The sequence below is a fragment of the Arthrobacter sp. AG1021 genome, assembly GCF_003633665.1.
Classification (GTDB): domain Bacteria; phylum Actinomycetota; class Actinomycetes; order Actinomycetales; family Micrococcaceae; genus Glutamicibacter; species Glutamicibacter soli.
The window spans coordinates 477532-489564 of sequence record NZ_RBLB01000008.1 but is presented as its reverse complement, the minus strand read 5'-3'; the positions used below and the strand labels follow the sequence as shown (position 1 = coordinate 489564).

The 12033-nt window shown below is 59.6% G+C and carries 19 protein-coding genes; 1 reads left to right on the top strand and 18 read right to left on the bottom strand.

Going from position 1 to position 12033, the window contains the following annotated elements; translation table 11 throughout:
• Position 1 precedes the first annotated feature (1 nt).
• The 3 genes from DFO58_RS10720 to DFO58_RS10710 all read right to left on the bottom strand — a co-directional run bounded on the left by DFO58_RS10720 (position 2) and on the right by DFO58_RS10710 (position 1641).
• Positions 2-865, bottom strand: a complete 864-nt coding sequence (locus tag DFO58_RS10720; protein ID WP_120990702.1) for a hypothetical protein — start codon at positions 863-865, stop codon at positions 2-4.
• A 107-nt stretch (positions 866-972) separates the two neighbouring features.
• Positions 973-1188, bottom strand: a complete 216-nt coding sequence (locus DFO58_RS10715) for a hypothetical protein (RefSeq protein ID WP_120990700.1) — start codon at positions 1186-1188, stop codon at positions 973-975.
• Positions 1189-1287: 99 nt separating this feature from the next.
• Positions 1288-1641 (bottom strand): hypothetical protein, encoded by a 354-nt coding sequence (locus DFO58_RS10710; protein ID WP_147407253.1) that lies wholly within the window; start codon positions 1639-1641, stop codon positions 1288-1290.
• 228 nt (positions 1642-1869) lie between these two features.
• Here DFO58_RS10710 and DFO58_RS10705 point away from each other — a divergent pair, with 228 nt between their 5' ends.
• Positions 1870-2769, top strand: coding sequence for a hypothetical protein (locus DFO58_RS10705; RefSeq protein ID WP_120990696.1), 900 nt, complete (start codon positions 1870-1872; stop codon positions 2767-2769).
• Positions 2770-3045: 276 nt separating this feature from the next.
• Here DFO58_RS10705 and DFO58_RS10700 read toward each other — a convergent pair whose 3' ends face one another.
• The 15 genes from DFO58_RS10700 to DFO58_RS10635 form a co-directional block, all read right to left on the bottom strand.
• Entirely contained in the window at positions 3046-3507 is a 462-nt protein-coding gene (locus DFO58_RS10700) for a hypothetical protein (RefSeq protein ID WP_120990694.1), read from the bottom strand.
• A 166-nt stretch (positions 3508-3673) separates the two neighbouring features.
• Complete coding sequence (locus tag DFO58_RS10695; protein ID WP_120990692.1) at positions 3674-4039, bottom strand: hypothetical protein; 366 nt, start codon at positions 4037-4039, stop codon at positions 3674-3676.
• The gene (locus DFO58_RS10690; protein WP_120990690.1) at positions 4032-4271 is read right to left on the bottom strand and encodes a hypothetical protein; all 240 of its coding nucleotides are present in this window, start codon (positions 4269-4271) and stop codon (positions 4032-4034) included. The genes DFO58_RS10695 and DFO58_RS10690 overlap by 8 nt, the downstream gene beginning before the upstream one ends.
• On the bottom strand, positions 4264-4638 hold the full coding sequence (locus DFO58_RS10685; protein ID WP_120990688.1) for an ead/Ea22-like family protein: 375 nt from the start codon (positions 4636-4638) through the stop codon (positions 4264-4266). Before DFO58_RS10685 ends, DFO58_RS10690 begins: the two co-directional genes overlap by 8 nt.
• Positions 4635-4787: a hypothetical protein gene (locus tag DFO58_RS18490; protein ID WP_183043168.1), complete on the bottom strand. Its 153-nt coding sequence runs from the start codon at positions 4785-4787 to the stop codon at positions 4635-4637. The genes DFO58_RS10685 and DFO58_RS18490 overlap by 4 nt, the downstream gene beginning before the upstream one ends.
• 28 nt (positions 4788-4815) lie before the next feature.
• Positions 4816-5196, bottom strand: coding sequence for a hypothetical protein (locus DFO58_RS10680; protein ID WP_120990686.1), 381 nt, complete (start codon positions 5194-5196; stop codon positions 4816-4818).
• Between the two features lie 312 nt (positions 5197-5508).
• Positions 5509-6063: a RusA family crossover junction endodeoxyribonuclease gene (locus tag DFO58_RS10675; RefSeq protein WP_183043167.1), complete on the bottom strand. Its 555-nt coding sequence runs from the start codon at positions 6061-6063 to the stop codon at positions 5509-5511.
• 135 nt (positions 6064-6198) lie between these two features.
• Positions 6199-6603, bottom strand: coding sequence for a hypothetical protein (locus DFO58_RS10670; RefSeq protein WP_120990682.1), 405 nt, complete (start codon positions 6601-6603; stop codon positions 6199-6201).
• A gap of 272 nt (positions 6604-6875) precedes the next feature.
• A complete protein-coding gene (locus DFO58_RS10665) occupies positions 6876-7436 on the bottom strand; it encodes a hypothetical protein (RefSeq protein WP_120990679.1) in 561 nt (186 codons plus the stop codon).
• Between the two features lie 2 nt (positions 7437-7438).
• Positions 7439-7954 carry an HAD domain-containing protein gene (locus tag DFO58_RS10660; RefSeq protein WP_120990677.1) on the bottom strand — a complete coding sequence of 172 codons (516 nt, stop codon included), beginning with the start codon at positions 7952-7954 and terminating at the stop codon, positions 7439-7441.
• Positions 7951-8253, bottom strand: a complete 303-nt coding sequence (locus DFO58_RS10655; protein WP_120990675.1) for a hypothetical protein — start codon at positions 8251-8253, stop codon at positions 7951-7953. Before DFO58_RS10655 ends, DFO58_RS10660 begins: the two co-directional genes overlap by 4 nt.
• The gene (locus DFO58_RS10650; RefSeq protein ID WP_120990673.1) at positions 8250-8570 is read right to left on the bottom strand and encodes a hypothetical protein; all 321 of its coding nucleotides are present in this window, start codon (positions 8568-8570) and stop codon (positions 8250-8252) included. The genes DFO58_RS10655 and DFO58_RS10650 overlap by 4 nt, the downstream gene beginning before the upstream one ends.
• A complete protein-coding gene (locus DFO58_RS10645) occupies positions 8567-8749 on the bottom strand; it encodes a hypothetical protein (protein WP_120990671.1) in 183 nt (60 codons plus the stop codon). Before DFO58_RS10645 ends, DFO58_RS10650 begins: the two co-directional genes overlap by 4 nt.
• 390 nt (positions 8750-9139) lie before the next feature.
• Positions 9140-11659, bottom strand: coding sequence for a DNA methyltransferase (locus tag DFO58_RS10640; RefSeq protein WP_120990669.1), 2520 nt, complete (start codon positions 11657-11659; stop codon positions 9140-9142).
• On the bottom strand, positions 11656-11982 hold the full coding sequence (locus tag DFO58_RS10635; protein ID WP_120990667.1) for a hypothetical protein: 327 nt from the start codon (positions 11980-11982) through the stop codon (positions 11656-11658). The genes DFO58_RS10640 and DFO58_RS10635 overlap by 4 nt, the downstream gene beginning before the upstream one ends.
• Positions 11983-12033 lie beyond the last annotated feature (51 nt).

Genomic DNA, 12033 nt, shown 5'->3' with positions numbered 1-12033 from the left:
TTCACCGTGCACCCCGGTACTCGCGGGTGATGTGGTGCAGGCCCGCGTCGGGGTTGCTGGCTCGGTCGAGCAGGGTTTGGCGGGCGAACCGTTCCACCTCTTCGGGCGTAGCGCCGGTGACGATGAGGCGGGCGAACGCGTCCACGTATTCCATGACCTGTTCGGGTGTGACCCCGCATTTCGCGAACTCTGCCATGGCGTCGATGAACTTGCGTTGCTCGTCGTAGCTGACGCCGAGGGGTGCGAGTTTGTCTGCAAGCAGGGTTACTTCGCTGAAGTCGTCGCGGATGGCGAGATTCTGTTGCACGCGGCCATCGTTGTGGATGGTGAAGTGTGGGGTAACGCTGGCGGCGTAGGTTGGGTGAATGTGCCCACCAGCGAAAACGCCGACAGCGTCATCCGTTGCGACGTGGCCATACTTTGCAACGGTTTCGGTGGTGCGGGGTTGGTGGTCGCCGACTTCGCCTTGGTAGGCGGTGGAGTGCGGGTCTGGTGCCACACGGGCTGGCCGGATGTTGGTGTAGTGGAACCGGTCGGATCCGAAGCCGGACTGGTCGGTGGCAACGTACGCCCGTTCGTGGGTGTCGTCCTCCCAGTGGCTGAAATTCCCGTCGACCCAGCGGCCTTGCGTGTACTGGACTTCTACTAGTTGGTTTGGCGTGTAGTCGCCGCGCTTCTGGCTGGTTGGGTTGACGGGGTTGTCGCGGATCTCGGATGGTTTCGCCCAGACGTCTGTGACCCATCCGTCTACGCGGACGAGTGCGCCGCCGTGGCCTTCCCGGGTGCTGATTATTGTGGCGTCTAGCCGTTGGCCGTGAGCTGTGACGACTTGGCACCTGTCGCCTGGTTGCTGTTTGTTGGTCACCGGGACCTCCTGACCCTACTGCGTGGACGTTTGGTGGGCCGCTGGCCCTTGTGTGTAATTCTACGTGTTACGCATGTCGCTTTGAGAAAGACATTATTGGCGTGCGTTTAGGTGGCGGCGGGTGCGGTGTTCTCCCCCTTCCTGGCGCGCTGTTTTGGGCCGGTGAGCACGTCTTGCCCGGTGCCTTTGTAGACGTACGGTTTGAAGGCGCCGGTGTGGCGGTGTGATTCTTGGGTGGTTAGGGCACGTCCGCGTGGGTTTCCTTCGGTGGGTCGGGTGCCGATGTGTTCGACGAGGACGTCGTGGAGCGGGTTAGTTGCCATGGTGTTTTCTTTCGCAGTCTCGGGCGAGGGATGGGACGACGTATGGTTTTCCACACGTTTTGCACAGGTGTGCTTGTTCGGCGCGGGTCAGGTCCGCGGTTACGCTGCCCATTGGTAGATCACTTTCCCGTCTTGGTGTTGGATCTGGTGCCGACGGCCATGGTCCCGCATGTACTCGCGATGCGCGGTATGCGTGATTGCTGGGGAACCTGGAACCCACATGGTGGGGATTCTGAGGTCCTCGAACACGCGGTTCACGGTGCGGATGATGTGCCAGCCGGTGAGGTTGTGCTCTGCGGTGTCACAGGCGGTGGTGACGACGACCCGGGCAACAGCATGCGCGATGACCCTGCTATGCGCGGACCCCACCCAAGTGTCCCCGTAGTAGACCTGCCAGCAGGGCCAGTGGTCGGGGTCTTTGAACACTCGTGCGCGGTGCGGTTTGGTTTCCATGATGGTTCATTCCTAAAAGAGTCTGGTTTCGATGTGGGTTAGGATCCTGCGTGCCCAGTAGGGGAACGTGACAACAACTGCAGCGGTAACAGCGCCGGCCAGGCGGAGGTAATTGTTCATTCGGAGCCGACCCGTGTTTGGTTTCCCCCGGTCATCAATGCATATGACGTGGAGGCATTTGGTTTATGCTCAAGGTTCATTGCAACACCTTTATAGAAATTGGAAACATTGAATAAGAAACAAGATCCGGCAGAACCATCGGATAATCTCGACGACCTCAAGAAGGTTTTTGTAATTTCACCTATCGGATCGCCTGGTACCGAAAAGCACCGGAAGGCCACACTGGCACTTGACTACATCATCAAGAAGGCGCTGCCGGACGATGCCTGGGAAGTCACGCGAGGCGACGGGTCGCTTTCACTCGATTCCATCGGTCATGACATCATCAAACGCATAAATGACGCCCAGCTGATCGTCGCTGACCTTACTGATCACAACGCCAACGTTTTCTACGAACTCGCGATAGCCCACGGTTGGAAAAAACCTGTTATCCACATGATTGAACGTGGCCAATCAATCCCCTTCGACATTTCGGATTTGCGGGTAGTAGCTTACGATTTGTCTGATCCAGCCTCTGTTGATGAAACGATCACAACAATCCGTGGGATGTCAATTGAGGCCATGAGAGACAACTACAAGCCCGTCACCCCTTTGACGCAATACGAGGCATTCGAGACAGTCACCGGTTCTGCGGATCCGGAATCTGCTCAGGCCGAGATGAATCTCCAGATCTTGAGTCGGCTCTCCGCGATCGAAGAATCAATTAGAGAACGATCCACCAAGAGACCCAACATGGAGATGAGGCGCCTGCGCGAACTGGATCAAACCGATGAACCCATGTTGAAGTTTGTCTCGCTTGCTAGTCGCGTCCACATGATGACTAAGGACCGGGACGACTACGACGTTTCGGAAATCAAAGCGATCAACAACAGACTAAGCAAATTGTGGTTCAGTATGAATAACAGTGCAAGGAATGAAGCTGTGTACCGTCTGAAGAAACAGGGCACCCCCTTTCCAGATATCGTTGACGTTAGCGGTATGACAGTTACCGACATCTCCGCCGGCTAGTTCGACATCAGGGCCCACGTTGCCTCCGATAGACCGGTATTCGTCAAGCAATTCCATCAGCGTAATTTAGCGATAAAAAAGTTGACCGGGTTTAGCTTGGTCTGGTTCATCTAGTGGCCCTTTCGTAGTATCGCTGGTGGTCGTCGAATTCGTAGCGCCATTCGAACGTGCTCCCGCAGGTGCACGCTGGGATGCCGGGGCCGATGGTCTTGTACTTGTGCTCCATCTGGGCTTTCGGATTCACTGTGCCTGGGTGGACTTGCAGGTTCTCGATGCTCACTTCTCTGCACTCCCGCCAAGCTCGCGTGCTTTACGGGCAACAGCGAGCCACTTGCGTAGGGACGTATCACTCATGTGCTCAATTGACGGGTAAGGCGGATTCCCTACCGCTAGAACCGCAGAGTTCGCCAGCATCAGCGCTTCGGCTTCCAACTCCGCCTGGGATTTGGTTTCGGATTCCTCGCGCACTTGGGCCTGCACAGCCTGACGTAACTTGGTCATCCCATAGGATGCGAGAAGTTCAGACGAGCCTAGGTTCGCCTTCGAGTGCTCCTTGTACCCCGCCGCTTCGAGGATTGCGAGGGCAAGGGCAGGAGCATCAGACGGGGCGATGATGATTCCCCGGGCACCGTCCGATGCGTGATCCACGGACACCCGAACGCGGTTATCCGCTCGAAGGATCTCCAACGATTGGTTGCTGCGCCCCGGGTATGCGCTCTTGAAAGTCTTGCTAGTCATTGTTGTCTCCTTGAATGTGTAGCTTGCTGGCTAGCTGCCTATGCACAGATGATTTGGTTCGCAGGTCGGCGTCGAACACTGTGTGCCGCCCATTCCGATACCGTCGCGTTTTGATCACCCATGAAAGGGAGGACACGCGCACCAGTAGCCGATTCGATAACCTGCATCACGCGTCTCCGTTCTTGGTGGTGCGGGCGTGATGGTCGGCGTAACGGATGGCTTCGGCGTGGGTTCCGAAGTGGCCGTTCGAGCTTTCCCGTTCTGAGTCGTACTGGTAGGCTTCCCAGCTCTCGCCAATCCTGTTCACTGTCCAGCGGGTGGGGTTGGCCTTGTTGAACCCATACGCACGCACCTGGTGCGTCCGGTCTATGCCGTCTGACCAGGTGCCGTCCGTCAGCCGGTACGGGCCGGTGCGGTGTATGGTTCCGGTTCCGTCGCAGGTGAAGCAACCAAGAAAATCAGCAGTTCCTCCCTTAAGAACCGTGAAGTCCTTGCCAGTCCCCGTGCATGCTTTGCAGGTTTGCTTAGCCATCGGTTTTCTCCTCGGCTACGATTCGGTGGTCGCGGATGGATAGGATTTTGACTGCCCAGCCCCATCCGAATCCGCGGGGGCAGCTGCCCAGTAGCGTCAATAGCTTCTGGTGAGCTTCTTCGCGGGTCGATGCGATGACTTCGGCAACGCCACCCTGATCCCAGCGGGAGTGGTAGTACCCGGTCTTATCGGCTTGGGTGTACTGCATTTCGAACTCGTACAGATCAGCCATTGTCGTCACCCTCCAGGGCTTCTTGGAAGTCGGCTACGGTGCACTTGCAGCAGTCGCCGTCCGAGTTGCACATGCAGGTCAGGTGATCCGGGTCGTACTGGCGGATAACCTCCCGCACTCGTTGGACGGCCTGTTCAGCCTGTTCGAGGCGGGACAGGAGGGCGAGCACGGTTTCAGGGTTGAACGTGGCGATGAACTCGGCGTCCTCTGACCGGTCCGACCCGTAAGTTACCGCAGGCGGATCGTAGTTGGAATCCGTGAAATTCGCTGCACAGAACACTTCGTAGTCCTGCGTCGAGTAAAGATCCCACGGTCCGGGGGTTGCGGCTTCCGCGGTCTTACGTAGGGTGTCCAGGTTGATGGTCATGCTGTCACCTGCTGGCGTTGGCAGCCGCACCGGTAGAACTGGTAGTTCCGGCTGGCTTTGTCGCCGTGGGTAGGGCAGATGTCGTTCTTGCTGCGGTCGCGGGCGGCGCGGCGTTTGGCGGCGCGTCGCGTGCCTGGTTTCTTCGGCATGGTGTTCTCCAAGATGTTCGAGTGGGTGTTAGGCCCAGCGGTCGAGGTCCCACTGGGACAGGTGTGGTGGGGTTGGTGGGTTTGGGTCGGTTTTGCCCGAGTTGTCGCGGATGGCTTTCTGCTTCTGGGCGGCGGCTTCCTTCTCCCACACGTCCATAGGCATCCGGTAGTCGTGGTGTGCGGCCCAGGTGCAGGTTGCGTTGTGGTGTGACCTTGCGTGGTGGTTGCAGAACAGGAGGATCACGTACCCGCCGTCCGTCATGGTGTGGGCGAACGCGTGGAGTGCTTGGGCGCCGCACCGGTCGCACCGGTCTGCGAGGATCAGCTGTTCGGGAAGCGCGAGTTCCGCGGCCATGTCCGGCGTGCGCAGGATCGTGTGGATGGTGACTTCGGCTGGGGTGGTAGTCATTTCGGGTGCCTCAAATCTTGGTGGTGCGGCGGGTGCCGGCTGGGTGATCGTTCATGCTGCGGAGGATCTGCTGTTCGCGTGTCGTGCGACGGGATGCGAACCGTGACCAGGCGCCGGCGAGCAGGACGCTCAAGCCGACCCATGCAACTACTGCGATTCCTACGATGTGGTACCAAGCCATTACAGCGGCCCTCCCTTGTGATGAACCCGGTGGGCCTGACCGCCCGGCGGGGTTTCCTACTGCTTGCGAATAGCTTACGTCACGTTGAAGATGACGACAAGTGTTTTTGAAAAGACAATGCTACGAAATTTTTACCACGCGGTAACCTCGATGAGCGCGCCAGGACGCCGGCCATCCGCAAACACCTTCCGCGCCCGGAAATCCACAACCTGCGAATCATCCCGGTACACCGCCGCCGTCGTCAACGCATCCAACGCGGCCCTGGTTAGCTTGTCCCCGTCCGGTTTCGTGGTCGGCACCAACGGAGCCGAATCCTTCAACACCCCAGCATTCCGACCCGAACCATAATGGGCTTTCGGCCGCGGCAAGTAGAACACCAGGTCCACGACCACAGGCCCATTCGCCGGCGCCCATCCCGCCTTGACCTTGGCAACCATGGCCGCAGCGACGATCTCCGCCCGCCACGCTTTCAGCCGATCCCCCGCGGACTCGACAAGGGTGACGGTCGTTTTCCCGGTGGTCTTGTTCGTCCTGGCGAAAGCCTTCTTGCTGCCCTGCGGCGTCGGGGTACCCTCCACGTCGAACACCAACACTGGGCCCGGAAGCGCTGTACGCCGATTTGCGGGGTCAGAAAATGCGGGGTGGCACTGGTGGGCGCTATCGGGGTTTACGTCGATTTCAGCCATGGTCCTGTCGCTCCTGTGAGTATTTTCAACGAGACGCACGTCTTGCTGTTTACGCCGGTTCGGCACGGTGGGCACGTTTGATGTCATTTGATGGTGTTTGATGCTGTTTCGCAGTTTCGCGGTTGTGTGGTACCCCTACGGGGTTGGGTTGTTGCGCCAGCCTTCTGGGGGTGGGGTTCGTTTGTGTGGGTGGAGTGCTTTGCCGTGGAGGTGTGGTGGTCGGTCTCCGAGTTCGATGTCGATGGTGCAGGGACCGCAGTTGTGGGCGCGGTGGCCGGTGTGGTCGGGGCATTCTGGGCCGGTGGGGATTTGGTGGCGTGTGGTGGGTGGCCAGTGGTTGCCGGGGTGGAAGATGGGGGCTGGGGTTTTGCAGGTGGGGTCCATGGCTTTGGTGGTGGCTGCGATGGTGAGTGCTGCGAGGGATGGGGTGGTGCGGTTGTTGCCGAGGATGGTGATGAGGCTGTTGGGGGTCCAGTCGGGTCGGATGTGGTGGAGGAGTTGGGCGAGGATGGTGGCTTCGGTGTGGGTGAGTTCGTGCATGGGTTTTCCTTGGTGAATTTCTCAGCCAGGCGTTGCGTGGTGGTGTTGTTGGGGCTGGCCGATTTTGGGGTGTGCTGTTCAATAACGCGCCCGCGTTACTTACGTAACGATTGGCTGGTGAAGGGTGAAAGGTGGAGGGTGTTAAGGTGTTAAGGTGTGCGGCATCCCTTTCCGGATGGGTTCCGAATCTGTTTTGAATGGGTTTGGGGATACCTTTCGGGATGCCTTCCAGATGGGTTTATGGATGCCTTTCCGCATTCCTTTCTTGATACCTAAAAGGGTGGCTCTTCGACGGGTTCACCGATACCCAAACCGATGCCTTTTGCCAGTGACGCTTCGGGCAGTTTCAGGGTCGGAACTTCGTACCCTTCCCACGGGTCGATGGCTTTCTTTTGCAGCTCCTCGGTGAGGTGCGCCCATGACTTCCAGTCCGGGTTTTTAGCGTGGAGCCGCTGCAGCTCATGGATGAATACGCCACGCAGGACTCGTGAGCTCATGGACCTGTACGCCTTGCCGACGGGGATGCCCATGTTGGGTTGCCGGAGCAGTTCGTCGTTGCGGACGTAGGTGCGTACGAGTACTTCTTCGGTGTCGTCGTCGATGATGAAGTACCGCTTGGCGCGGAGTACTTCGGCGGCGTCGGTGATTTCTCCGAGTGTGAGCCCGTGGGCCATGGGGACTACTTTTTTGGGGCGCCAGTCCATGGAGCCTGCGAAGGTGAGGTCGTCGTGGGTGACGATGTGGAGGTAGAGCCATTGTTCGGTCAGGGTGAGGTCTAGGAAGTCGTCGTCAGTCCAGATCGCGGTCTGAATTTTGGCGAAGTTGCGCGCCACGGTTAGCCGTCCTTTCCGGTGATTGCGCGGGTGATGTGGTCGAGGTCGCCGTGGGTGAGTCCGTCGAGTGGGTCGGGGCTGATGGCCATGACGTTTTCGGTTTCGGCGGCCCAGTAGAGCGCTTCGCGTTCGAGCTTGATGTCGTCATCGATCCAGATGGCTAGACCTGGCTTGTGCTTTTCGTGGTCGGCTCGGATCGCACCGAGCTTCCACCAGTTGCGGCCTTGCCATGCGTGCTGGTCGCCGGTGAGCACTTCCCACAGTTGTCCGTTCAGCCCGATTTGCGGTGCGAGCATTCCGGCGGCGTCATGCTCCCACGTTGTGAGCCATTTGATAGTGACGCCTGGGCGCATGGCCAGGGTGTTGAGCCAGTCAACGAGTTCCTGCGCATATTGGATCTGGTATCCGCGGACTACTTGTCGCCGGAAGTCTTTGAACCCGGTTCGCTTCTGCGACGGGGTGCCGTTGCGGATCGCATTGATGACGCCGTCCACGTCGAGGTAGATGATGGTGTTCACTTTCGGCCTCGTTTCCATGGTGGGGTGCTGGTGGGGTATCGCATGTCGGTGTTCATGGCCCGGCGCGCGGTGAGTGGTGCAGTGAAAGCGTGGGCGCCCAATTCCTCTACGAGCTTCTGCAGGTCGTCGGCAGTGACGTCGATGGTGTGCTGGAACGCGGTTCGGAATGCTTCGATTGCGGTGTCGTATTCGGGGTCGATTTGCAGGCCGTCGGTGGTGACATAGTCGGTGAGGTCAACAGCTGCACCGAGCTCTTCTTTGGTAGGCGGGTTGGGGTGCAGTTCATATCGGATGGTCACGGGATGCGCTCCATGTGTTCGGGGAGGACGTAGACGGGGTTTTTGCGGAGGTCGTAAGCGACGAGGTAGGCCCTGATGTATTTGGTCGGGACGGCATAGTTCAGGTATTCGCCGGCGCTGTCGACCCAGTTGTTTTGCACAGTGCGCTGTCCGACGATCACACCCTCATGCTGTGCGGGGATGGGCACCCATCGCTTTTCTGTTGCGCCGGAGTACTTCCCGTCGATGGTGAACTTCCGATAGGTTTCCGGGTCCCAGGTCTGCTTGTTGAGGCGGTGGGTGAAAGTGCACCGATCCCCCAGCTTCCAGTTGTTCACGATTCCTGCCCTCCGGTGTAGCGGGCGACGATGTCGCAGCCTTGGGTGTATGCGTCGTAGTCGCCGGCGGGGCGGAAGGCTGCGCGGCGGCCGGTTTTGATTTGCTGGGCGGCGGCCCAGGCTGCGGCTTCGGTGTTGGCGGTGCGGACTTTGACCCATACGCCGGGGTTGTCTTTCATGTGGTCTGCGAGGTCTTGGTATTTGATCCGGACTGGTGTTGGTCGGTATTCGTACACGGCAGCGGTTTCCTTTCCTTGCCTATCCCAATTCTAGCTTATTTGAAATTACATGTGTCATATTCAGATTGACGTTGTGGGCGCAGTTATCCCCACGCCCACAACATCTACTCAGGTGCCCGTCGGACGACGAGAACCGTCAACGTCACTGGTCCAATGCCATCCACCGGAATGCTCATAGAAGCGCACCGGGTTCTGATGGCCAGTCGCGTTCACGACCGCCCGATACAGCTCGCTCGCTGTTCGCCGGTCAGCAGCCCATACCTTGTCGCAGTACTCGTCCGGGCACCTCGGCAACTGGATCTGCACACGTGCACCCCGTCGCATCGCAACTCACGCGGCGTTCTCGTCGTCACCGATGAGGTCGAACAGCGTTGGCATTTCCTGCGCGCGTTCCTCAGCTTCCAGGTACTTGACCGAGTCGGCCCAGTAGCCTGGGTTCAGTTCGGACCCGTACCCTTTGCGGCCCTTTTTCAGGGCGCGGAGTGCGACGGTGCCCAAGCCCATGAACGGGTCGTAGACGGTGTCGCCCGGGTTGGAATACCGTTCGATGAGCCGGTCCACGATATCAAATTGCAAAGGGCACAAATGGAGTTGCACGTTCCGGCGCTTCTGCTCTCCGTTCAGCGTGTGCATGCGGTTCACGTCATGCCACACGTCAGGGTGCCAGGACCCCGGGGCGAGGGACATGAACGTAGCCGGCAGCGCGCCCTTCCCTTCGAGCTGCTCCCCGATCTGGATGTGCGACTCGTAGTCGTACACCTGCTGCAGGGTCTGCTCGGTGAACAGTCGGGAACGCTGCTCCACGGGCAGGCTGGCCAGCTCGTCCGGGGTGAGGGGACGGTTCCCATCGGACCGCCAGAACGCGTGAGCGTCGACCTGCCAACGGGCCCGCGTGTAGTCGGCCTTGTCCTTGGTGACGGGGGTGTCGGCGTAGCCGCGGGAGCGGTCGGTCTGCGGCTTGTGAAACAGGAGGACGTACTCTGGGGAGCCTGCCCCCATTTTGGTGCCGTCCTTCGCCATTTCCGACCAGCCCAGCCGGTACGTCTGGTTGTTCTCCCGGACGACGTCGGTGATGACGGTGATCATGCCCATGTAGTCGAACCCGTGCTTGATGGCGTGGAAGATCGCTTCGGCGTGGAACGGCGAGCTGGTGGGGATGCCGGCGCCGGTGACTGCACCGAAGTTGATGCGGTCCTTCACGTGGCAGGCGTAGATCCGGCCGGGCTTCAACACTTTCAGCAGGTTCGGGGTGAGGTAGTCCATCTGGTCCCAGAAGTGCCGGTTGTCGTCGGTGTGTCCGAAGTCGTTGTAGCTGGGCGTGTATTCGTAGTGGTTGGCGAAGGGGATGGACGTGACGATCAGGTCCATGCTGTTCTCGGGCATGCGCTGCGCTTCGTTCACGCAGTCGTTGTGCACGAGGGTCCAGTTCTCTCCGCGGGCTTCGATGCGGTCGACACCCAGGCTGCGGGTGAGGGCGTCGGTGATGCTGTTGCGTGAGAGCCCGTACTCTTTGATGATGTCGGTCATCGTGCTGGTCAACTCCTCATGTTGGGTCCACTTGTGTTTGAGTGCGGCGACGACCTCGGTTTCGGATTCAGCGTGGACCATGTGAATAGTGCAGGGTCGTTGCTGGCCGAAGCGTTGGATACGGTGCCAAGCTTGGAACGTGTCATTGAACTTGTAGGTGACTCCCGCGAATACTGCGGTGTTGCACTGCTGGAAGTTCAGGCCCTGCCCAAGCTGGACTGGTTTGCCGATGAGCGCGTACGTTTCCTTGTCGCGCCATTCGTCGATGCGTCGTTCCGCTTCGTCCGGGTCCAGGGAACCGTGGACGGAACTGTAGGTCAGGCCGCGCATGCGCAGCTGCCGTTCGATCTCGTCCTGTTCAGCGTTCAGGTCGCACCAGAGGATGATCTGCCCGTCGTTTTGCGCGTGGTGCTTATCGACGATGGACATCATCTGGGTGATGCGTGAGCCTAGGCTGTCACGCTTCTCCTTTGCGATGTTCTTCAGGTCTTTCGCGCCACCACGGAACAGGTGTGCTTGCCCGTCCCTGTCCACCGTTGCGGTGGAGTGGTCGACTGGCGCTTCATGCCATTCGACCGTCAGGGGTGGGAGGACGTACCCGGTCGCGTCGTAGCCGAGGTCGGCCGGCGACTGGAGGAAGATCGACCACGAGTTCAGCCACATGAAGAACTCGTCCCGTTTGTGCGGGTACAGGGTCAGGTTGTTCGCCTGTGTGGAGTCCCTCTGGAAGAACCGGGTGAGTGCCTGGCCGGTGTCCATAACACCGAGGAACCCGGCGTAGTGGATCAGTTCCTTGTACCGGTTCGGGGATGGAGTGGCGGTGGCAACGAACCTGTACGGTACTTCACGGAATAGGGTGAGGAACGTCTGGTACGTTTTGGATCCGAAGCTGCGCAGTACTCCAGCTTCATCCAGTGACACGGCCGTGAATTCGTTGACGTCGAGTTTCCCGTCACGCACTGATTCGTAGTTGGTGACGTAGATGCCGGGCCCGGTCATGTCGGCGATGGTTCGGATGAACTTCACGTCGATGCCGAGCATTCGGCCGTCGCGGATGAATTCGCCGCGGACTCCGAGGGGTGCGATGATCAGCCCGGACCCGCCAGCATGCGCGAGCGTGAGGCGAAGGGTTTCCAGCTGCATCACTGATTTTCCAAGGCCGAATGCTGCGAAGATGGCGCGGCGTCCGCCTTCCACAGCCCACCGGACAATGTCCGCCTGATGCTCTTTGAGGATCGGGTTCACGGCGCCAGCTTCGACGGGCTGTCCGTAGGACTTCTCGAAGTCGGCTTTGGCGCGAATGAAATCGAGGTACGTTTTCACTGGTTGTCTCCGATGTGCCTGAATTCGATGGTGCGGCCTTCGGCTTGTGCCCGGTTGAGGCCCAAGTGCATGCCGTCGGTGAAGCCGTAGTCGATGTAGGCGACGGTGGCTTCGGCGGCAGCGCCCCAGGCGAGTCCGGCTTCGATGCCTTTGGCGCGCTCCCCCGGCACGGTGTCGTCGAGGATGCCAGGCTGGGTGTAGAGCAGGTGGGAAGCGATGGGCGCTTCGCCGCGGGCCAGCGAGTCGGCGACCGCGCGGCGCGCGTAGACGGTGTTGCGTTCGATGTCCCCCGCGTATGGGGATTCGATGATTACTCGTCGCATGGTTCGTCTCCTTCCAGTTCGAGTTGGTCTTGCATGGGTGGATGGTCTTTG

Coding starts and splice junctions, on each gene's coding strand:
- DFO58_RS10700 (WP_120990694.1), bottom strand. CDS start 3,507: ATGACTAGCAAGACTTTCAAGAGCGCATACCCGGGGCGCAGCAACCAA.
- DFO58_RS10715 (WP_120990700.1), bottom strand. CDS start 1,188: ATGGCAACTAACCCGCTCCACGACGTCCTCGTCGAACACATCGGCACC.
- DFO58_RS10635 (WP_120990667.1), bottom strand. CDS start 11,982: ATGCGACGAGTAATCATCGAATCCCCATACGCGGGGGACATCGAACGC.
- DFO58_RS10690 (WP_120990690.1), bottom strand. CDS start 4,271: ATGGCTGATCTGTACGAGTTCGAAATGCAGTACACCCAAGCCGATAAG.
- DFO58_RS10710 (WP_147407253.1), bottom strand. CDS start 1,641: ATGGAAACCAAACCGCACCGCGCACGAGTGTTCAAAGACCCCGACCAC.
- DFO58_RS10675 (WP_183043167.1), bottom strand. CDS start 6,063: ATGGCTGAAATCGACGTAAACCCCGATAGCGCCCACCAGTGCCACCCC.
- DFO58_RS10685 (WP_120990688.1), bottom strand. CDS start 4,638: ATGACCATCAACCTGGACACCCTACGTAAGACCGCGGAAGCCGCAACC.
- DFO58_RS18490 (WP_183043168.1), bottom strand. CDS start 4,787: ATGCCGAAGAAACCAGGCACGCGACGCGCCGCCAAACGCCGCGCCGCC.
- DFO58_RS10670 (WP_120990682.1), bottom strand. CDS start 6,603: ATGCACGAACTCACCCACACCGAAGCCACCATCCTCGCCCAACTCCTC.
- DFO58_RS10645 (WP_120990671.1), bottom strand. CDS start 8,749: ATGAAAGACAACCCCGGCGTATGGGTCAAAGTCCGCACCGCCAACACC.
- DFO58_RS10695 (WP_120990692.1), bottom strand. CDS start 4,039: ATGGCTAAGCAAACCTGCAAAGCATGCACGGGGACTGGCAAGGACTTC.
- DFO58_RS10680 (WP_120990686.1), bottom strand. CDS start 5,196: ATGACTACCACCCCAGCCGAAGTCACCATCCACACGATCCTGCGCACG.